This is a genomic window from Pseudomonas syringae group sp. J254-4 (assembly GCF_032586855.1).
Classification (GTDB): domain Bacteria; phylum Pseudomonadota; class Gammaproteobacteria; order Pseudomonadales; family Pseudomonadaceae; genus Aquipseudomonas; species Aquipseudomonas amygdali.
This window is the reverse complement of record NZ_JAWHOO010000001.1, coordinates 344602-364611: the sequence shown is the minus strand read 5'-3', so window position 1 is coordinate 364611 and position 20010 is coordinate 344602. Positions and strand designations below refer to the sequence as shown.

The following is a 20010-nucleotide window of genomic DNA, read 5'->3' as shown; positions in this document are numbered from 1 at the left end:
CTAGAGTGCTGCCTGCGTTGATAGCCAAAGCCTTGAGGAGTGTGCTGTGGAAATTGCCTGTCTGGACCTGGAAGGTGTGCTTGTCCCGGAAATATGGATCGCCTTTGCCGAAAAAACCGGTATTGAATCACTGCGCGCAACCACTCGAGACATTCCCGACTACGACGTCCTGATGAAGCAGCGCCTGCGTATTCTCGATGAGCACGGTCTGAAACTGTCGGATATTCAGGAAGTGATCGCCACCCTCAAGCCGCTGGAAGGTGCAGTGGAGTTCGTCAACTGGTTGCGCGAGCGTTTTCAAGTAGTGATTCTGTCCGACACTTTCTACGAGTTCTCGCAGCCGCTGATGCGCCAATTGGGTTTTCCGACCCTGCTATGTCATCGCCTGATCACTGATGAAACCGGCCGGGTGGTCAGTTACCAGTTGCGTCAGAGAGACCCCAAGCGTCAGTCGGTACTGGCGTTCAAAAGCCTGTACTACCGGATCATTGCGGCAGGCGACTCCTACAACGACACCACCATGCTGGGCGAGGCTGACGCCGGTATCCTGTTCCATGCCCCCGACAACGTTATCCGCGAGTTTCCGCAGTTTCCGGCGGTGCATACCTTTGATGAGTTGAAAAAAGAGTTCATCAAGGCGTCGAATCGGGATCTGCCGCTCTAGACGCAGGGCTTGCGTTTTTCGTTTCTGCGCAAGATCGGACGCGGAGCGTCCAGAACGGCGTGCCAACGCGTAGCATTGGCACGATAGTCATAGAATCTCCCACAGAAGCTTGATCTCAGAGCGCCTCAAGCGTTTCCAGCAGCACACGGACCTTGGTGAAGGTTTCCTGATATTCGGCCTCGCAGTTCGAGTCCGCCACAATGCCGCCGCCGCCCCAACAGGAAATGCGCCCATCCTTGACCAGCAGGCTGCGGATGGCGATCGAGCTGTCCATTTCGCCGCGTACGTCCAGGTACATCAACGAGCCGCAATACAGGCTGCGTCGGGTCGGCTCCAGCTCGTCGATGATCTGCATGGCGCGGATCTTCGGCGCGCCCGTGATGGAGCCACCGGGGAAGCTGCCACCGATCAGGTCCAGAGCATCGTTGCCAGCGGCCAGCTCCCCGGTCACGCTGCTCACCAGATGGTGCACGTTGGGGTAGCTTTCGAGGCTGAACAGCTCGGGGACTTTCACCGAGCCGATGCGGCAACTGCGGCCGAGGTCGTTGCGCAGCAGGTCAACGATCATCAGGTTTTCAGCGCGGTCCTTTTCGCTGGCCAGCAGCTCGTTGGCGAACGCGGCATCCTCTGCGGCGTCCGGGCTGCGCGGCCGCGTACCTTTGATGGGGCGGGTTTCGACCTGCCTGGCGCTGACCCGCACGAAGCGTTCCGGAGAAAGGCTCAGGATTGCATCGCGCCCCGGCAGGCTCAAGTAGCCGGCGAACGGCGTCGGGCAAGCCGCTCGCAGTGCACAATAAGCGGCCCACGGGTCGCCAGTACATTGCGCCTGAAAGCGTTGCGCGAAGTTGACCTGATAACAGTCTCCCGCCTGGATATAGGCCTGAATGCGTTCGAAAGCCTGTCGATAGTCGTCCGCATTGATGCTGGCCTGAAACGCTTGACTGAGCCGGAAAACGGTGGGTGGTTGAGTGACGCTGACAGAGAACAGCTCAATCAGACGTTTGCGCTCGGTCTCGGCCAGCTTTGGGTGAAAGACAAGCTGGCTGGTCTGTTGCTGATGATCGCTGATCAGCGCCCAGGCGTAGAGCCCCAGGCGCGCTTCGGGCAGTTGCAGATCGTCAATGGCCTGATCCGGTAGCGGTTCCAGGCGTCGACCAAACTCATAGCTCAGATAACCGATCAGGCCGCCAGCGAAGGGCAGTTCGCACCCGTCAGGCAATTGCGCTGTGCCGAGCGCCTCGAGACTGTCGCGCAAGCGCTGGAGATAGGCGGCTCCATTCTCGTCATCGGCAACGGTCAGTTCCTGCAGCGGCCATGCACTGAGCAGGTCATATCGGCCGCGCTCGGCGGTCGGCCTGCCGCTGTCGAGCAGCACCGCGCCCGGCGCTCCGCGGATTCGCGCAAAGAACGCGATCGGGTCGGCGCTGTAGGGCAGGGGGTGTATCGAGCAGATCGGCATCGTCGAATATCGGTCTTGGAAACGCGGCTGGCGATTGTAGCCTTGCCGATGCGGCAGTCCTAGCGGTATGTCCGTTCAGACGCCGGGCACGTGACCGAACAGGTCCTGGACAAAGCTGACCCGCTCCTGCGCCGATTCCTGGCGTCCTTCAAGAGCCAGCTGCTCCAGACGCGCCTCGACGGCCTGGGTGCGGTGGGTCAGGCCACTGTCATTGGCGATCTGAATGTTCAGGCCGGGACGGGCATTGAGTTCCAGAATCAGCGGGCCCTTGTCCTGGTCCAGTACCATATCGACACCGATGTAGCCCAGACCACACAGCTCGTAACACTCGGCGGCAAGCTTCATGAAACCGTCCCAGTTGGGCAGTTGCACGCCGTCTACCGAGTGAGTGGTGTCCGGGTGTTTGCTGATGATGTTGTTCAGCCAGGTGCCTTGCAGGGTGACGCCGGTGGCCAGGTCCACACCGACGCCAATCGCGCCCTGATGCAGGTTGGCCTTGCCGCCTGACTGGCGGGTCGGGAGGCGTAGCATGGCCATCACCGGATAGCCCATCAGCACGATGACGCGGATGTCCGGCACGCCCTCATAACTGATGCTTTTGAAGATCGGGTCCGGAACAACCCGGTATTCGATCAGCGCCCGGTCACGGTGGCCGCCCAGCGAATAAAGGCCCGTAAGGATGCTGGACACCTGATGCTCGATTTCCGCATGGCTGATGATGCGTCCCGAGACGGTGCGAAAACGCTCCTCGAAACGGTCGGCGATGACCAGAATGCCGTCGCCGCCTGCGCCCTGGGCGGGCTTGATCACGAAGTCGCTGTGCGCGCCGATGATATCGTCAAGCCGGTCGATTTCCTTTTCCGTGGAAATCACTCCGTACATTTCCGGCACGTGAATACCTGCCGCGATGGCCCGCTCCTTGGTGATGATCTTGTCATCGACGACCGGATAAAGGCTGCGCTTGTTGTACTTGAGCACATAGTCGGCGTTACGCCGATTGATGCCCATAATGCCGCGGGCCTCAAGCGCCTTCCAGGTCTTCCACCAGCCGATCATTTAGTCTTTTCCTCTTTCAGAAAAGCCTTGAAGCGCATCAGTTCGGTCAGGCGATAGCCACGGTATCTACCCATCGCCAGCATGAAGCCGACCAGTATCAACAGCACTGCCGGGAAGGTGAAAACGAAATAGGTCAGTTCCGGCACGCTCATGATCAGGTGTGCCAACGATGCCGCGAACAGTGTGCCGATCGCGACTTTCATGGCGTGGCTGCCGCCACGCTCTTCCCAGGTAATCGACAGGCGTTCGATGGTCATGGTCAGGATCACCATCGGGAACAGCGCCACCGAAAGCCCGCGTTCGAGCCCCAGCTTGTGGCTGAACAGGCTGATGGCCGCAATCAGCACCACAACGAAGGTCAGTACAACCGACAGGCGCGGCAGCATTTGCAACTTCAGGTGCTCCAGGTACGAGCGCAATGACAAGCCCAGAGCGGTGATCACCGTAAACAGAATAATGCCGAAACCCAGTTGGGTTTCGCGGAACGCCAAGGCAATCAGCACGGGCGTGAAAGTGCCCAGTGTCTGCAGGCCGATCAGGTTGCGCAGGATCAGGATGACCAGTACGCCAATCGGGATCATGACCATGACCATGAAGGTCTGCTGGGTTTGCAGCGGCAGCCCGTAGAGAGAATAGGCGAGGAAGTCGGAGTCGGTGCTGGCATCGGTCAGTTTGGCGAGACGCATGGCGTTCATTTCACTGTTATTGAGGCTGAACGTGACTTGCACTTTCTTGCCCCCTTCGACACTGACCAGGGCGTCTTCACCGGTCCACCACAACAGGCGATCATCCGGCAGACCGGCTTCACCGGTATCCGGGTTGAAGTACAGCCATTCCTTGCCATTGAAGCTGCGCAGCCAGAGTTCCGGCGTCTGCTGCTCGGCATCCAGGCGAATGGTGTGGGCCTTTTCCAGTGGTACGTGGGCGATCGACAGCAGCAGCTCGGTGACCCGGGCCTTGTTGGAGGCCGAGTTATCACCGGCCAGCAGCAGCTTGACGTTATCGTCATTCAGGTTGTTGACGCGTTTGATGGCTTCGGTGATGAAGGTTTCCACGTCCGCAGAGTGCTGGCGAATGGGGGCCAGCAGTGCCTCGGCTGCAATTTTTTCGGGGCCTTCGACGGTCATGCTGTCGCGAAAGATCGGCCCTTTGACCTTGGGTTTCTCACCGCTGTAGCGCTTGGTCAGTACCAGTCGGTAGTAAAGCGTCTGGTTGCCGGTGGCGCGACGGGCGGACCAGGTGACCTTGCGGTTGCCGTCAGCGCGGTTGACGCTGACGCCGTAATTGTTCGAGATGAAGCTTTCATTGAGGCTGATGTAGTCGTGGGCCAGTGGCGGCACGAACATCTGGACCTTCACCGAATCCTTTGGATTGGCGATGAATTCGACTTTGGCGTCGATATTCCACAGGTCATCGGTTTCGTCTTCGGTGACGGGTATGCCGAGCGCCAGTATCTGATAGGCCGTGATCGCGATGCCCAGGGTCACAAGGGCAGTGATCAGGATCTTCAGATGGAGTGTAAGAGAGCGCATGGGTTTACTCTGCGTTTTGAGCGACGGAAGCGCAGCCGGGCTTCCCTGCCGCATATTTAAGACTTGGATCGACCAGCGCATCGAAGCGTTTCAACGCTTCGGAGCCGATCAAAAGCGGATATTGGAAAGCACTTCGGTCAGTCAAGTTCACTTCGATGGTGCGTAAAGCTTCACCCATACAGATATCGAGGTTGATCACCGGACGTGACGAGTATTTATTTTCTTCATTCGGGTCAACGTCGTCGGCGCGGCGCTTGATCTTGCTGACCCGGGCCAGAGGTCGTTCTATGGGGTGTATATGCTTGCTGTCGCTGGCTATATAGAAGCGCACCCAGCTTTCGCCATTGCGTTTGAAATGCTTGATGTCGCGGGCGCTCAGTGAAGCGGTCTTGGCCCCCGTATCCAGTTTGGCGGCAATCTCGACGTCGATTTCAATGAGGCTGGCGTATTCGTTGAGGCCATAGACTGTCTTGTTGGCGGCCAGGCTGACGCTGGGCAGCAGCAGGCCGGAAAAGAACAGCAGGCAGAGCAATGTGGGCAGGCTAGTCAGTCTCATAAATCCTGGCGCGATGAGCGAACAACTTCAGGGTCAGGGCGCAAATGGAGTTGACCTGAGGGTGATAGGGCAGGCAGTTCGCAGTCGCCGCTCCGGTGCGGAGCGTGCTGTGCGGACGCGGCGCATTCTAGCATGAAGCCTCGGCGCTGCCAGTGATCAACCTGTATGTCTGTTCAGGTTCTCTCGCAGGAACCTTTGACGTCCTTTCGATATATTGTCGACAATCCTTTGTTTTGCTTTGACTGATTTGCAGTTTATGGCTAGATTTGCGTCTTAAAAGGCTAAAGGTGTCGACAATGCTGGGTGCGGTCGAGAAGGCAGTAGCAGTCGTTGATGAGTCGGAAACCCTCTCCGAGAACGTTTTCCGACGCATTCAATCCGCTATTGTGAAAGGCGAGATCGCCCCCGGTAGCAAGATCTCCGAACCGGAGCTGGCGCGCACCTACGGCATCAGTCGCGGGCCGTTACGTGAAGCCATTCACCGGCTCGAAGGGCAGCGACTGGTGGTGCGCGTGCCGCACGTCGGTGCACGTGTTGTCGCGCTCAGCCATGCCGAGCTGATCGAGCTTTATGAGATCCGTGAGTCTCTGGAAGGGATGGCCTGCCGCCTGGCCGCCGAGCGTATGACCCAGGCCGAGATTGATGAATTGCGCGGCGTCCTTGACACCCATGAGCGCGATGCTGCGTTTCAGGCGGGCATCGGCTATTACCAGCAGGAGGGTGATTTCGATTTTCATTACCGGATCATCCAGGGCAGCCGCAATCGTACCCTCAGCCAGATGCTGTGTGGCGAGCTGTACCAACTGGTGCGCATGTACCGCATCCAGTATTCCACAACGCCCAACCGGCCTCGTCAGGCCTTTGCCGAACATCACCGCATTCTTGATGCCATCGCTGATCGCGACGGTGAGCTGGCTGAATTGTTGATGCGCCGCCATATCGGTGCATCCAGACGCAACATCGAGCGCCACTTCCAGGCGGCTCCCGACCGAGGTGAACAATGAGTCACAACAACAATACTCCCGGCCAGCGTTTCCGCGATGCGGTCGCCAGTGAACAGCCGTTGCAAGTGGTCGGCGCAATCAATGCAAATCATGCGCTGCTCGCAAAACGCGCCGGATTCAAGGCTATTTACCTGTCTGGCGGCGGCGTTGCGGCAGGGTCACTGGGCATTCCGGACCTGGGGATTACCGGTCTTGAGGACGTGTTGATTGATGTGCGCCGCATTACCGATGTCTGCGACCTGCCGCTGCTGGTGGATGTCGACACCGGTTTCGGTTCTTCGGCGTTCAATGTGGCGCGAACCGTGCGCTCGATGATCAAGGCCGGCGCTGCTGCGATTCACATTGAGGATCAGGTGGGTGCCAAGCGCTGCGGGCATCGCCCGAACAAGGAAATTGTCTCGCAGCAGGAAATGGTCGACCGGATCAAAGCCGCCGTGGATGCGCGCACTGACGACAGTTTCGTGATCATGGCGCGCACCGATGCACTGGCGGTCGAGGGGCTGGAATCGGCACTTGAGCGTGCTGCGGCCTGTATCGAAGCGGGCGCAGACATGGTGTTTCCAGAGGCAATCACCGAACTGGCGATGTACAAGCAATTTGCCAACCGTGCAGGCGTGCCGATCCTGGCCAATATCACCGAATTCGGCGCTACGCCCTTGTTTACCGTCGATGAGCTGCGCGCGGCCGACGTGTCGCTGGTCCTTTACCCGCTTTCTGCCTTCCGCGCCATGAACAAGGCTGCGGAAAATGTTTATGGCGCAATTCGTCGCGATGGTAGCCAGAAGAACGTGGTCGACAGCATGCAGACGCGCATGGAGCTGTACGACGCCATCGACTACCACACCTTCGAGCAGAAACTGGACGCGCTGTTTGCGCAGAAGAAAGGCTGATAACCACAGAACGAGAACTCTCGTTCCCACGCTGCAAGCTCAGCGTTATACACAGGTCTTGAGATGACCATCGTGCCAATGCTCCGCGTTGGCATGCAGTTCGTGACGCTCTGCGTCACAAGTCTCCAGCCTGGCGAGAAAGCAAACGTAATCGAAACTCAGGCCCGCATTCGTACGGACTGAATCACGCGTCAAGGCTCCAATGTGTGACGCGGAGCGTCACGAAATGCATTACCACGCGGAGCGTGGGAGCGATCATCATCGTAGTTTGAGCCCCGTTTTCCGGGCTCATTGGGCTGATGTACAACAATGAGCGCTGCAGGTGTGAATTTATCTCGTGACGCTCTGCGTCCCATCACACAAAAACAATAGTGGAGAACATCATGGCTGAAGCAAAAGTATTGAGTGGTGCCGGGCTGCGCGGGCAGGTTGCCGGGCAGACGGCGTTGTCCACGGTGGGCATGGCGGGTGCCGGGCTGACGTATCGCGGCTACGACGTGCGCGAACTGGCCGCTGAGGCCCGGTTCGAGGAAGTTGCCTACCTGTTGCTGTACGGCGAGCTGCCGACCCAGGCCCAGCTGGCTGCTTATCTGGATAAACTCAAGAGCCTGCGCGATCTGCCTCAGGCCCTGAAGGAAGTGCTGGAGCGCATTCCCGCCGACACTCATCCGATGGACGTCATGCGCACCGGCGCGTCAATGCTCGGCACACTGGAACCGGAGCGCAGCTTCGATCAGCAGCGCGATGCCACCGACCGTTTGCTCGCGGCGTTCCCGGCGATCATGTGCTACTGGTATCGCTTCAGTCATGACGGCAAACGCATTGACTGCACAACCGCTGAAGACTCCATCGGCGGGCATTTCCTGCACCTGCTGCTCGACAAGGCACCCAGCGAACTGCACCGCAAGGTCATGGATGTGTCGTTGATTCTGTACGCCGAGCACGAATTCAATGCCTCGACCTTCACCGCCCGCGTCTGCGCGTCGACGCTGTCGGACCTGTATTCCTGCGTCACGGCAGCCATCGGCACATTGCGCGGCCCGCTGCACGGTGGTGCCAACGAGGCCGCGATGGAAATGATTCAGCGCTTCGCTTCGGCTGAGGAAGCCACCAAAGGCACGCTGGGAATGCTGGAACGCAAGGAAAAGATCATGGGCTTTGGCCATGCGATCTACAAGGAGTCCGACCCGCGCAACGAGGTCATCAAGGGCTGGTCGAAGAAGCTTGCCGACGAGGTGGGCGACAGCGTGTTGTTCCCTGTCTCCGAAGCCATCGACAAGGTCATGTGGGAGCAGAAGAAACTGTTCCCCAACGCCGACTTCTACCATGCCTCGGCGTACCACTTCATGGGCATCCCGACCAAGCTGTTCACCCCGATCTTTGTCTGCTCGCGCCTGACCGGCTGGGCCGCTCACGTTTTCGAACAGCGCGCCAACAATCGCATCATCCGTCCGAGCGCCGAATACACCGGCGTCGAACAGCGCAGCTTCCTGCCCATCGAGCAGCGCTGAAAAGGGGGCAGGGGAGCCGCTGACGAGTTCCCCGCCCGCATTCCGAACACTCCGTGATCGAGTCCCGCAATGAACAGTGAATTTCGCAAAACGCTTCCTGGCACCCGACTGGACTATTTCGATGCGCGCGCAGCGGTCGAGGCGCTCAAGCCCGGCGCTTATGCCACGCTGCCCTACACCTCGCGAGTGCTGGCCGAGAACCTCGTGCGCCGTTGTGATCCTGCGACCTTGAGTGCTTCTTTGACCCAGCTCATCGAGCGCAAGCGTGATCTGGACTTTCCGTGGTTCCCTGCGCGGGTGGTCTGTCACGACATTCTGGGGCAGACCGCGCTGGTCGACCTTGCCGGCCTGCGTGATGCGATTGCCTCGCAGGGCGGTGATCCTGCGCAGGTAAACCCGGTGGTGCCGGTGCAGCTTATTGTCGACCATTCGCTGGCGGTGGAATCCGACGGTAATGACCCACAGGCGTTCGCAAAGAACCGCGCCATCGAAGACCGTCGTAACGAAGACCGCTTTCATTTCATTGACTGGACCAAGCAGGCGTTCAAGAACGTCGAAGTGATTCCGCCGGGCAACGGCATCATGCACCAGATCAACCTGGAGAAAATGTCGCCAGTGGTGCAGGTACTCGACGGCGTAGCCTTTCCCGACACGCTGGTGGGGACAGACAGCCACACGCCACATGTCGACGCGCTGGGCGTGATTGCCATCGGCGTCGGCGGCCTCGAGGCCGAGAACGTCATGCTGGGACGCGCCTCGTGGATGCGCCTGCCGGACATCATCGGCGTCGAACTGACTGGACGCCGTCAGCCGGGTATCACCGCCACCGATGTGGTGCTGGCTCTGACCGAATACCTGCGTCAGCAGAAGGTAGTTGGCGCGTATCTGGAGTTCTATGGTGCAGGTGCGTCGAGCCTGACCCTCGGTGACCGGGCGACGATTTCCAACATGGCACCGGAATACGGTGCGACGGCGGCAATGTTTTCCATTGATTCGCAAACCATCGATTATCTACGCCTGACCGGCCGTGAAGACGAGCAGGTAAAACTCGTCGAGCTGTATGCGCGGCACACCGGTTTGTGGTCGGACAGCCTGCACGAAGTGGAGTACGAGCGCGTGCTGAGCTTCGACCTGTCCAGCGTGGTGCGCAACATGGCCGGGCCGTCCAACCCCCATGCGCGGGTCGCCACTGCGGATCTGGCCGCCAGAGGCATTGCCGGGCAATGGGACGAGGTGCCGGGGCAGATGCCGGATGGCGCAGTGATCATCGCGGCGATTACCAGCTGCACCAACACCAGCAACCCGCGCAACGTCATTGCCGCCGGTCTGCTGGCACGCAACGCCAACCGCCTGGGGCTGCTGCGCAAGCCGTGGGTGAAATCATCGCTGGCACCCGGCTCAAAAACCGTGGCGCTATACCTGGACGCAGCAGGGCTGACCTCGGAGCTGGAGCAATTGGGTTTTGGCGTCGTGGCGTTTGCCTGTACCACCTGTAACGGCATGTCCGGCGCGCTGGACCCACTGATCCAGCAGGAAATCATCGACCGCGATCTGTACGCCACTGCGGTGTTGTCGGGTAATCGCAATTTCGACGGGCGTATTCACCCTTACGCCAAACAGGCCTTCCTGGCCTCGCCACCTCTGGTGGTGGCCTACGCCATTGCCGGTACCATCAGGTTCGATATCGAAAACGATGTGCTCGGAATGGCCGATGGCAAAGAGATTCGCCTCAAGGACATTTGGCCGAGCGACGAAGAGATCGATGCCGTGGTGCAGGCGTCGGTGAAGCCGGAGCAGTTTCGTCAGGTCTACATTCCGATGTTCGCCATCGAAGAACACACAGGGCCGAAAGTCGAGCCGCTTTACGACTGGCGCCCGATGAGCACTTACATCCGTCGCCCGCCCTATTGGGAAGGCGCGCTGGCCGGAGAGCGCACGCTCAAGGGCATGCGCGCACTGGCCGTGCTGCCGGACAACATCACCACCGATCACCTGTCACCGTCCAACGCGATCATGCTCGACAGTGCTGCGGGCGAGTATCTGGCGAAAATGGGCGTGCCGGAGGAGGACTTCAACTCCTACGCAACCCACCGGGGCGACCACTTGACGGCCCAGCGGGCAACCTTTGCCAACCCGCAACTGGTCAACGAGATGGCGGTGATCGACGGCAAGGTCAGGAAAGGCTCGCTGACCCGCATCGAGCCCGAGGGCGTGGTTACGCGCATGTGGGAAGCCATTGAAACCTACATGGCCCGCAAGCAACCATTGATCATCATTGCCGGTGCCGATTACGGGCAGGGTTCGTCCCGTGACTGGGCCGCCAAAGGCGTCAGGCTGGCGGGTGTCGAAGCCATCGCCGCAGAAGGTTTCGAGCGTATCCATCGCACCAACCTGGTCGGCATGGGCGTGCTGCCGCTGGAGTTCAAACCGGGCACCAGCCGCCTGACGCTGGGCATCGACGGCAGCGAAACCTTCGACGTGATCGGTCAGCGCACACCGCGCGCGACCTTGACGCTGGTGATCCAGCGCCGTAACGGTGAACGTGTGGACGTGCCGGTGACGTGCCGTCTGGACACTGCCGAAGAGCTTTCTATTTATGAGGCTGGCGGCGTACTGCAGCGTTTTGCTCAGGATTTTCTGGAGGCTACTGCATCGTAGCTACGCTGGAGCTTGAGGAACGATAAGCGTGCGCAAGAGCACTATCGTGCCCATGCTTCGCGTGGGCATGCAGTTCTGGACGCTCTGCGTCCGATTTTGAGCGCGCAGCGCGCTCTTTGAACAGGACAACGAATTCATGGCTCATTTACCCCAGATCCGCATCCCCGCCACTTACATGCGTGGTGGCACCAGCAAGGGTGTGTTTTTCAGGCTGACGGACCTGCCCGAAGCTGCACAGATCCCGGGATCGGCGCGGGATGCGTTGCTGCTGCGAGTCATCGGCAGCCCGGACCCCTATGAAAAGCAGATCGACGGAATGGGCGGGGCGACGTCCAGTACCAGCAAAACGGTCATCGTGTCGCGCAGCACCAAGGCCGACCACGATGTCGATTATCTGTTCGGTCAGGTGTCCATCGATAAGCCCTTCATCGACTGGAGCGGCAATTGCGGCAACCTGTCGGCGGCCGTCGGCTCGTTTGCTATCGCCAGTGGTCTGCTCGATGCTGGTCGTGTGCCGCAAGACGGCGTCGTCATTGTGCGTATCTGGCAGGCCAATATCGGCAAGACCATCATCGCCCATGTGCCCGTCAGCAACGGCGAGGTACAGGAAACCGGCGATTTCGAACTGGACGGCGTGACCTTTCCGGCCGCGGAGGTGGCGCTGGAGTTTCTTGATCCGGCAGCGGACGAAGAGGGCGCAGGCGGCTCGATGTTTCCCACCGGCAACCTGGTAGACGACCTTGAAGTGCCCGGTATAGGCACCCTGAAAGCGACCATGATCAACGCCGGTATCCCGACGATTTTCGTCAACGCCGCCGACATAGGCTACAGCGGTACCGAGCTGCAGGGCGATATCAATGGTGATCCGCAGGCGCTTGCCCGTCTGGAAACCATTCGCGCCTACGGTGCCGTGCGCATGGGCCTGATTCGCAGCATTGATGAAGCCGCAACGCGGCAGCACACACCCAAGGTGGCTTTTGTAGCAGCGCCTGCCGATTACCTATCTTCGAGTGGCAAACCTGTCGTAGCGCAGGATATCGACCTGCTGGTGCGTGCCGTGTCGATGGGCAAGCTGCATCACGCCATGATGGGCACCGCTGCCGTGGCCATCGGCACCGCCGCCGCCATTCCGGGGACGCTGGTCAGCCTGGCGGCTGGTGGACAGGCGCGCAGCGCGGTGCGCTTCGGTCATCCCTCCGGCACGCTGCGGGTCGGCGCGCAGGCTGTTCAGGAAGGCGCTGACTGGAAGGTCACCAAAGCCCTCATGAGCCGCAGCGCCAGAGTGCTGATGGAAGGCTGGGTGCGAGTGCCACAGTAAAACGACTGAAAAAATCAGCTGACGTGGCTACCTTCAACGGTTATTTGAAGCGCCGCTCTACACCTTTTTCGACCAGCACCTTGGCAGAGATTTCTTCCACCGAAAAATGCGTGGAGTTGATGTTGGGAATGTTCTCGCGGCGGAACAGGCTCTCTACCTCGCGCACTTCGAATTCACACTGCGCGTAACTGGAATAGCGGCTGTTTGGCTTGCGCTCGTGACGGATTGCGGTGAGACGGTCCGGGTCAATGGTCAGGCCGAACAGCTTTTCGCGATGCTGCTTGAGCGCCGCAGGCAGTTGCAGCTTCTCCATGTCATCCTCGGTCAGCGGATAGTTGGCGGCCCGGATACCGAATTGCATTGCCATGTACAGGCAGGTCGGGGTTTTGCCGCAGCGCGACACGCCAACCAGGATGATGTCGGCCTTGTCGTAATAATGCGTCCGCGCGCCGTCGTCGTTGTCCAGCGCAAAGTTGACTGCCTCGATGCGCTCCATGTAGTTGGAGTTATGCCCGATGGAGTGCGATTTGCCCACCGAATAGGAAGAGTGTGAACTAAGCTCCTGCTCCAGCGGGGCGAGGAAGGTCGAAAAGATGTCGATCATGAAGCCATTGGACGTCGCCAGAATCTCGCGGATGTCCTGATTGACGATCGTGTCGAAGATGATCGGGCGCACATCGTCCTTGTCGGCGGCATTATTGATTTGTTGTACCATCGCCCGCGCTTTCTCGACGCTGTCGATATAGGGCCTGGTGAACTTGTTGAATGTAATGTTTTCAAATTGTGCCAACAGGCTCTGGCCCAGGGTTTCGGCGGTGATACCGGTGCCGTCCGAGATGAAGAAAGCAGATCGTTTCATTTTTGACCCAGGCCTTAAGCAGTTGACGAATTCTGGCTATCATAGGCGTGCCTGCCTGCAGGTGCGTCTTTTTTGAAGGTACGGTTTCAAGGCATGGGCCTGCGCCCGGCCAGACACGCCCGAGGTCACATCACATGTGATTCGGGTGAATGAGCTTTTCCCAACAACAAACACAGTTAGTGGAGAGATCACCTTGGTAGAGTACGTAGTTTCCCTCGATAAGCTCGGCGTCCATGATGTAGAGCACGTGGGGGGCAAAAACTCGTCCCTCGGCGAGATGATCAGCAACCTCGCAGGTGCTGGCGTCTCAGTGCCCGGCGGCTTCGCGACTACGGCCCAGGCTTACCGTGATTTTCTTGAGCTGAGCGGTCTGAACGATCAGATCCATGCTGCGCTGGACGCGCTCGATGTCGATGACGTCAACGCCCTGGCCCGCACCGGTGCGCAGATTCGCCAGTGGATCATGGAAGCCGAGTTTCCCGAGACGCTCAACGCCCAGATTCGTACTGCATTTGCCGAGCTGTCAGCCGGCAATCCGAACCTGGCGGTGGCGGTGCGCTCTTCCGCGACCGCGGAAGACCTGCCGGATGCCTCGTTCGCAGGCCAGCAGGAGACTTTCCTGAACATTCGCGGTGTCGAGAACGTTATCCGCGCTGCCAAGGAAGTCTTCGCTTCGCTGTTCAATGACCGTGCCATTTCCTATCGCGTGCACCAGGGCTTCGACCACAAGCTGGTCGCGCTGTCGGCGGGTGTGCAGCGTATGGTGCGTTCCGAAACCGGAACGGCGGGCGTCATGTTCACCCTCGACACCGAATCCGGTTTCCGCGATGTGGTGTTCATTACCGGTGCCTACGGCCTGGGCGAGACGGTTGTGCAGGGCGCGGTCAACCCGGACGAGTTCTACGTGCATAAAGACACGCTGGCTGCTGGCCGTCCGGCGATTCTGCGGCGCAATCTGGGTAGCAAGGCTATCAAGATGATTTACGGCGAAGAAGCCAAGGCTGGTCGTTCGGTCAAGGTGATCGACGTAGAGCCTGCTGATCGTGCGCGCTTCTGCCTGACCGATGCCGAAGTTTCGGAACTGGCTAAACAGGCAATGATCATCGAGAAACATTACAAGTGCCCGATGGATATCGAATGGGCCAAGGACGGTGACGACGGCAAGCTGTACATCGTGCAGGCGCGTCCGGAAACCGTGAAAAGCCGCGCCTCGGCCAACGTCATGGAACGCTACCTGCTCAAGGAGACCGGCAAGGTGCTGGTCGAAGGTCGTGCCATCGGCCAGCGCATCGGCGCAGGCAAGGTGCGGATCATCAAGGACGTGTCCGAGATGGACAAGGTCCAGCCTGGTGACGTGCTGGTGTCCGACATGACCGACCCGGACTGGGAGCCGGTCATGAAGCGCGCCAGCGCAATTGTCACCAACCGTGGCGGTCGTACCTGCCACGCCGCGATCATCGCGCGCGAGCTGGGCATTCCGGCAGTGGTCGGTTGTGGCAACGCCACCCAGACGCTGCAGGATGGCCAGGGCGTAACGGTTTCCTGTGCAGAAGGCGACACCGGTTACATCTTTGAAGGCGAGCTGGGTTTCGACATCAAGACCAACTCGGTCGATGCGATGCCCGAGCTGCCGTTCAAGATCATGATGAACGTCGGCAACCCGGATCGTGCGTTTGATTTCGCCCAGTTGCCCAACGCCGGTGTCGGTCTTGCGCGTCTGGAGTTCATCATCAACCGCATGATCGGCGTGCACCCCAAGGCGCTGCTCAACTATTCGCTGCTGCCGCCGGAAATCAAGGAAAGCGTCGACAAGCGCATCGCCGGTTACCATGATCCGGTCGGTTTCTACGTCGACAAACTGGTCGAGGGCATCAGCACCCTGGCCGCCGCGTTCACGCCGAAAAAGGTCATCGTGCGTCTGTCGGACTTCAAGTCCAACGAGTACGCGAACCTGATCGGCGGCAAGCTGTACGAGCCTGAAGAAGAAAACCCGATGCTGGGCTTTCGCGGTGCTTCGCGCTATATCAGCGAGAACTTCCGCGACTGTTTCGAGTTGGAGTGCCGTGCGCTCAAGCGCGTGCGTGAAGATATGGGCCTGACCAACGTCGAGATCATGGTGCCATTCGTCCGGACGCTGGGTGAGGCGAGTCAGGTCATCGACCTGCTGGCCGCCAATGGCCTGAAACGTGGCGAAAACGGCCTGCGCATCATCATGATGTGCGAGTTGCCGTCCAATGCGATTCTGGCCGAAGAGTTCCTCGAGTATTTCGACGGTTTCTCCATCGGCTCCAACGACCTGACCCAGCTGACACTTGGCCTTGATCGCGACTCCGGCGTCATTGCTCACCTGTTCGACGAGCGTAACCCGGCGGTCAAGAAGCTGCTGTCCAATGCCATTCAGGCGTGCAACAAGGCGGGCAAATACATAGGCATCTGCGGCCAAGGCCCTTCCGACCACCCGGATCTGGCGCGCTGGCTGATGGATCAAGGGATCGAGAGCGTATCGCTCAACCCTGATTCGGTGCTGGAAACCTGGTTCTTCCTCGCCGAGGCGCAGGCGCCTGTCTGAGGCGACACGGCCTTCGTGTGACGCGAGGGTGGCCTGAGCCGTCATGTGCTTCAGGTGTTTGAAAGAGGCGGTTTCTTCGGAAGCCGCCTTTTTTATGGCGTGCCGCGATAGCCCCGGAGCCCGATGTTTCATCCCGTCTGTCAAGCCAGATAAAGAGTGATATGCAAAGCAGTAGCCAGCTTTTTCCCGTTGCCTTGATCAGCGCCGAGCGTCGCGGCGATCTTGTCGAGGACGTCTACCGTCTCAAGCCAGCCAACAGCCCGGACCCCAGCGTCGAACTGGTGGTGACCCGACTGGGGCTGGTCGATCAGCCCGATGTGCGCGGTATCCCGGTGATTCTGCTGCATGGCAGTTTTTCCAACCGGCGTTTCTGGTATTCGCCCAAAGGTATCGGTCTGGGGCCGTATCTGGCGCGTGCCGGTTATGACGTCTGGATCCCGGAAATGCGCGGGCACGGTTTGTCGGCACGCAACCAGAACTATCGCGCCAACTGTGTGGCTGACTATGCCCGTTTCGACGTACCCGCCATTGCCGCTTTCGTCTGCGAGCAAAGTGGTCAGATACCGCACTGGATAGGTCACTCTCTGGGCGGCACAACCCTGGCGGCCGCCTTGGGCGGCCAATACCTGGGGCCGGAAACTGCAGCGTCGGTGGCGTTGTTCGGCAGTCAGGTCAGCCGCACGTACTGGCCACTGAAAATTCCGCCGCTGCAATGGTCCGCGCGACTGTTGCTCAGGTCCTTCGAACATGTCTCGGGGCCGCGTTTCAAGCGTGGGCCGGAAGATGAGCCGATAGGGCTGGTGCTGGAAAGCCTGCGCTGGCACGGGCTGTTCGGGCGTTTTGGCGAGCGCGACAACAACTGGTGGGCGGGGCTTAAGGAGGTTCAGGTGCCGTTGCTGGCCGTTGCTGCGGCTGGCGATCATCAGGACCCGGTGTGGGCCTGTCGCACGCTGTTCGATCAGATCGGATCAGAGCAGCACAAACAGTTTCTTTGTCTGGGGCGCGAGCATGGCTTTGACGAAGACTTCGACCACGTGCGGATGCTGGTCAGCAAGGCCGCGCAGCAACAGGTCTGGCCGCGGGTCATCGCGTGGCTGAACGAGCAGAATGTTCCTGAACAGGTTGTAGAGTTTCAGGCGGCGGTGGGCAGTTAGCGGTTAAAGTCGCTATGGTTAGCGTCAGCCGGTCGCGCCTGATTCATCAGGCCGGTCCGTATCAATCCCGAGACAGGAGTTGACCTCATGCACTACATCACCCCCGATCTGTGTGACGCCTATCCGGACCTGATTCAGGTCGTGGAGCCGATGTTCAGCAATTTTGGCGGTCGCGATTCGTTTGGTGGCCAGATCGTCACCGTTAAATGTTTCGAAGACAACTCGCTGGTCAAAGAGCAGGTCGAGCTCGACGGCAAGGGCAAGGTGTTGGTGGTCGACGGTGGTGGTTCGCTGCGTTGTGCCTTGCTCGGTGACATGCTGGCAGAGAAAGCGGCCAAAAGCGGCTGGGAAGGTATGTTGATTTACGGTTGCATCCGCGACGTTGACGTCATCGCGCAGACCGATCTGGGTGTTCAGGCATTGGCCAGCCATCCGAAAAAAACCGAGAAACGCGGAATCGGTGACCTGAATGTGTTGGTCACCTTCGGTGGTGTGACCTTCCGTCCGGGAGAGTATCTGTATGCCGACAACAATGGCGTCATCATTTCCCCTTCACCCCTGACCATGCCGGAATAAGCGAAGTATCCATGTTCGATGAAGCAAACGCGCAGTGGGGGCTGGTGCATGCCCTCGTATTGGACGGTAAAGGCGGGGCGCGTTTCATCGCTCGAACCGAGTTGCAGGACCTTGAGCTGCAGCCGCAGGAAAGTCTGTGGCTGCATTGGGATCGCAGTCATCCGCAGACCCATACATGGCTGCGCACCGGTAGCGGTCTGAGCGAATTTGCCTGCGACCTGTTGCTTGAAGAGAACACCCGGCCGCGCCTGCTGCCGTTGCCGGAGCAAGAGTTGCTGCTGTTTCTGCGCGGGGTGAACCTCAACCCCGGTGCCGAACCGGAAGACATGGTCTCGGTGCGCATTTTTGCTGCTGCGCAGCGGGTGATCTCGCTGCGCCTGCGTCCTCTGCGGGCCACTGAGGAACTGATCGAGAGGCTGGGGCAGGGCAAAGGCCCCACCAGTGCATCGGAGCTGATCCTGTACCTGGCGCAATACCTGACTGACAAGGTGCAGGACCTGGTCGGCGAACTCACCGAATCGGTCGATGAAGAGGAAGAAAAGACCGACGCCGACGAACGGTACAGCCCCGAGCATGGCAAGCTGCTGCATATTCGTCGACGCGCAGCCGGTCTGCGCCGGTTTCTCGGGCCGCAGCGCGATATTTATGGCCAGCTTTCGCGGATCAAATTGTCGTGGTTCGCGCATGACGACGCCGATTACTGGAATGAGCTGAACAACAGCCTGACGCGCTATCTGGAAGAGCTCGAGCTGACCCGCGAGCGGGTAGGGCTGCTGCTGGAGTCCGAAGACCGGCGCTTGCGCGAGCACATGAACCGCACCATGTACCGTTTCGGGATCATTACCGGTATCTTCCTGCCCATGAGTTTTCTCACCGGTTTGCTGGGTATCAATGTCGGCGGTATACCCGGTTCTGACAGTTCATACGGCTTTCTGGTGGCGTGCTTGCTGATTGTCGCGCTCGCGGTCGGGCAGTGGTGGCTATTCAAGCGATTGCGCTGGGTATAGGCGTGGGCTTGTCCGGGTTTTTGACGGGCGTGTGTGACTTGTTGTTTTCGCGTCGCGTCTTTGACTGACATTACGTGAGGTGCCTGATGCACGATCCGTTTGAAGAATCTTTACGCGACATGCTCAATTCTTCATCCTCCAGCCGGGATGATGACGCATGTCTGGGACGCGTCCTGAAAACCGCCAATCGCCAGGTCGGTGCCGGTGTGTTGTTCGGGTTGCTGGGCCGTTGGTCAGAAGCACTGATGATTGCCGTGAACAACGGCTCTGCCCACGTCTCTCCTGTTTCTCGCCGCACCATTCCGGGTGCCCGTTCTATCGATAAAGGCTGATTGAGCATGGAATTGAATCTCTGGACCCAGAGCCTTCTTGCTGCAATGACTGCATTGTGGACCAAAGTCGCAAATTTCATCCCTAACCTGTTCGGCGCCCTTGTTGTGGTGCTGCTGGGTTTTGTCGTCGCCAAACTGCTCGACGCGCTGCTTTCCAAACTGCTGGCCAAACTGGGCCTGGATCGTCTGGTCGGCGGTACCGGTCTGACCAAGATTATCGGCCGCGCCGGCGTCAAGGTGCCGATCTCAACCCTGATCGGCAAGATCGTCTACTGGTTTGTCCTACTGATTTTCCTCGTCTCGGCTGCCGAATCGCTGGGGCTGCAGCGGGTTTCAGCTACGCTGGACATGTTGGCGCTGTATCTGCCCAAGGTATTTGGTGCCGCGCTGGTGCTGCTGGTTGGCGTGCTGCTGGCGCAACTGGTCAATGGGCTGGTACGCGGCGCAGCCGAAGGCGTAGGTATCGACTACTCTGCCGGCCTGGGGCGAATTGCTCAGGGTCTGGTCATCATCATCAGTATTTCGGTTGCGATCAGCCAGCTTGAGGTCAAGACCGACCTGCTGAACCACGTTATTGTGATTGCCTTGATTACCGTTGGTCTGACAGTGGCGCTTGCCCTGGGCCTCGGCAGTCGGGAGATTGCCGGGCAGATCATCGCCGGAATTTATGTTCGTGAGCTGTTTCAGGTGGGCCAGCAGGTGCGGGTGGGCGATACGGAAGGTCAGATCGAGGAAATCGGTACGGTCAAAACAACGTTGCTGACAGACGAGGGGGAGCTGGTGTCGTTTTCCAATCGCATCCTGCTCGAGCAGAGAGTAAGCAGCCGTTAAGCGGTTAACCTGCTAATGTATGCCGCCAGGTTGC

Annotated in this window: 17 protein-coding genes; 12 read left to right on the top strand and 5 right to left on the bottom strand. The window is 59.4% G+C overall.

What is annotated here, in order from left to right; genetic code table 11:
* Positions 1–46 precede the first annotated feature (46 nt).
* Positions 47–664 carry a bifunctional phosphoserine phosphatase/homoserine phosphotransferase ThrH gene (thrH, locus tag RYB09_RS01810; RefSeq protein WP_122258751.1) on the top strand — a complete coding sequence of 206 codons (618 nt, stop codon included), beginning with the start codon at positions 47–49 and terminating at the stop codon, positions 662–664.
* 115 nt (positions 665–779) lie between these two features.
* On the opposite strand, the gene pabB is transcribed toward thrH, so the two are convergent.
* From pabB to RYB09_RS01790, 4 genes are all read right to left on the bottom strand, one after another.
* A complete protein-coding gene (gene pabB / locus RYB09_RS01805) occupies positions 780–2123 on the bottom strand; it encodes an aminodeoxychorismate synthase component I (RefSeq protein ID WP_058408924.1) in 1344 nt (447 codons plus the stop codon).
* Positions 2124–2198: 75 nt separating this feature from the next.
* On the bottom strand, positions 2199–3176 hold the full coding sequence (locus RYB09_RS01800; protein ID WP_161936594.1) for an alpha-L-glutamate ligase-like protein: 978 nt from the start codon (positions 3174–3176) through the stop codon (positions 2199–2201).
* Positions 3176–4711 carry an inactive transglutaminase family protein gene (locus RYB09_RS01795; protein WP_005732527.1) on the bottom strand — a complete coding sequence of 512 codons (1536 nt, stop codon included), beginning with the start codon at positions 4709–4711 and terminating at the stop codon, positions 3176–3178. The genes RYB09_RS01800 and RYB09_RS01795 overlap by 1 nt, the downstream gene beginning before the upstream one ends.
* 4 nt (positions 4712–4715) lie before the next feature.
* Positions 4716–5267 carry an ATP-dependent zinc protease gene (locus RYB09_RS01790; protein WP_122258753.1) on the bottom strand — a complete coding sequence of 184 codons (552 nt, stop codon included), beginning with the start codon at positions 5265–5267 and terminating at the stop codon, positions 4716–4718.
* Between the two features lie 296 nt (positions 5268–5563).
* Here RYB09_RS01790 and RYB09_RS01785 point away from each other — a divergent pair, with 296 nt between their 5' ends.
* The 5 genes from RYB09_RS01785 to prpF all read left to right on the top strand — a co-directional run bounded on the left by RYB09_RS01785 (position 5564) and on the right by prpF (position 12648).
* Complete coding sequence (locus tag RYB09_RS01785; RefSeq protein WP_122258754.1) at positions 5564–6271, top strand: GntR family transcriptional regulator; 708 nt, start codon at positions 5564–5566, stop codon at positions 6269–6271.
* Positions 6268–7161 carry a methylisocitrate lyase gene (gene prpB / locus RYB09_RS01780; RefSeq protein WP_005732529.1) on the top strand — a complete coding sequence of 298 codons (894 nt, stop codon included), beginning with the start codon at positions 6268–6270 and terminating at the stop codon, positions 7159–7161. Before RYB09_RS01785 ends, prpB begins: the two co-directional genes overlap by 4 nt.
* A 383-nt stretch (positions 7162–7544) precedes the next feature.
* Positions 7545–8672, top strand: coding sequence for a 2-methylcitrate synthase (prpC, locus tag RYB09_RS01775; RefSeq protein WP_316887262.1), 1128 nt, complete (start codon positions 7545–7547; stop codon positions 8670–8672).
* A 69-nt stretch (positions 8673–8741) separates the two neighbouring features.
* The gene (acnD, locus tag RYB09_RS01770; RefSeq protein WP_316887260.1) at positions 8742–11330 is read left to right on the top strand and encodes a Fe/S-dependent 2-methylisocitrate dehydratase AcnD; all 2589 of its coding nucleotides are present in this window, start codon (positions 8742–8744) and stop codon (positions 11328–11330) included.
* 136 nt (positions 11331–11466) lie between these two features.
* Positions 11467–12648, top strand: coding sequence for a 2-methylaconitate cis-trans isomerase PrpF (gene prpF / locus RYB09_RS01765; protein WP_316887259.1), 1182 nt, complete (start codon positions 11467–11469; stop codon positions 12646–12648).
* A gap of 40 nt (positions 12649–12688) precedes the next feature.
* Here prpF and RYB09_RS01760 read toward each other — a convergent pair whose 3' ends face one another.
* Positions 12689–13507 (bottom strand): pyruvate, water dikinase regulatory protein, encoded by an 819-nt coding sequence (locus tag RYB09_RS01760; protein ID WP_010215814.1) that lies wholly within the window; start codon positions 13505–13507, stop codon positions 12689–12691.
* Positions 13508–13700: 193 nt separating this feature from the next.
* On the opposite strand from RYB09_RS01760, the gene ppsA reads away from it, so the two are divergent.
* The 6 genes from ppsA (at position 13701) to RYB09_RS01730 (ending at position 19976) form a co-directional block, all read left to right on the top strand.
* A complete protein-coding gene (ppsA, locus tag RYB09_RS01755; protein WP_046835258.1) occupies positions 13701–16076 on the top strand; it encodes a phosphoenolpyruvate synthase in 2376 nt (791 codons plus the stop codon).
* 161 nt (positions 16077–16237) lie between these two features.
* Entirely contained in the window at positions 16238–17230 is a 993-nt protein-coding gene (locus tag RYB09_RS01750; RefSeq protein WP_058408919.1) for an alpha/beta fold hydrolase, read from the top strand.
* An 87-nt stretch (positions 17231–17317) separates the two neighbouring features.
* On the top strand, positions 17318–17806 hold the full coding sequence (gene rraA / locus RYB09_RS01745; protein WP_058401048.1) for a ribonuclease E activity regulator RraA: 489 nt from the start codon (positions 17318–17320) through the stop codon (positions 17804–17806).
* Positions 17807–17817: 11 nt separating this feature from the next.
* A complete protein-coding gene (locus RYB09_RS01740) occupies positions 17818–18813 on the top strand; it encodes a zinc transporter ZntB (protein ID WP_058401049.1) in 996 nt (331 codons plus the stop codon).
* A gap of 86 nt (positions 18814–18899) precedes the next feature.
* Positions 18900–19145 (top strand): CrfX protein, encoded by a 246-nt coding sequence (locus tag RYB09_RS01735; RefSeq protein ID WP_122258757.1) that lies wholly within the window; start codon positions 18900–18902, stop codon positions 19143–19145.
* Positions 19146–19151: 6 nt separating this feature from the next.
* Positions 19152–19976: a mechanosensitive ion channel family protein gene (locus RYB09_RS01730; protein WP_002553042.1), complete on the top strand. Its 825-nt coding sequence runs from the start codon at positions 19152–19154 to the stop codon at positions 19974–19976.
* Positions 19977–20010: the final 34 nt, after the last annotated feature.

Excerpts from the sequence above, each read along its gene's own strand:
- pabB (WP_058408924.1), bottom strand. The coding sequence starts at position 2,123 with ATGCCGATCTGCTCGATACACCCCCTGCCCTACAGCGCCGACCCGATC.
- RYB09_RS01795 (WP_005732527.1), bottom strand. The coding sequence starts at position 4,711 with ATGCGCTCTCTTACACTCCATCTGAAGATCCTGATCACTGCCCTTGTG.
- RYB09_RS01790 (WP_122258753.1), bottom strand. The coding sequence starts at position 5,267 with ATGAGACTGACTAGCCTGCCCACATTGCTCTGCCTGCTGTTCTTTTCC.
- RYB09_RS01785 (WP_122258754.1), top strand. The coding sequence starts at position 5,564 with ATGCTGGGTGCGGTCGAGAAGGCAGTAGCAGTCGTTGATGAGTCGGAA.
- prpB (WP_005732529.1), top strand. The coding sequence starts at position 6,268 with ATGAGTCACAACAACAATACTCCCGGCCAGCGTTTCCGCGATGCGGTC.
- prpC (WP_316887262.1), top strand. The coding sequence starts at position 7,545 with ATGGCTGAAGCAAAAGTATTGAGTGGTGCCGGGCTGCGCGGGCAGGTT.
- acnD (WP_316887260.1), top strand. The coding sequence starts at position 8,742 with ATGAACAGTGAATTTCGCAAAACGCTTCCTGGCACCCGACTGGACTAT.
- prpF (WP_316887259.1), top strand. The coding sequence starts at position 11,467 with ATGGCTCATTTACCCCAGATCCGCATCCCCGCCACTTACATGCGTGGT.
- RYB09_RS01760 (WP_010215814.1), bottom strand. The coding sequence starts at position 13,507 with ATGAAACGATCTGCTTTCTTCATCTCGGACGGCACCGGTATCACCGCC.
- RYB09_RS01750 (WP_058408919.1), top strand. The coding sequence starts at position 16,238 with ATGCAAAGCAGTAGCCAGCTTTTTCCCGTTGCCTTGATCAGCGCCGAG.
- rraA (WP_058401048.1), top strand. The coding sequence starts at position 17,318 with ATGCACTACATCACCCCCGATCTGTGTGACGCCTATCCGGACCTGATT.
- RYB09_RS01740 (WP_058401049.1), top strand. The coding sequence starts at position 17,818 with ATGTTCGATGAAGCAAACGCGCAGTGGGGGCTGGTGCATGCCCTCGTA.
- RYB09_RS01735 (WP_122258757.1), top strand. The coding sequence starts at position 18,900 with ATGCACGATCCGTTTGAAGAATCTTTACGCGACATGCTCAATTCTTCA.
- RYB09_RS01730 (WP_002553042.1), top strand. The coding sequence starts at position 19,152 with ATGGAATTGAATCTCTGGACCCAGAGCCTTCTTGCTGCAATGACTGCA.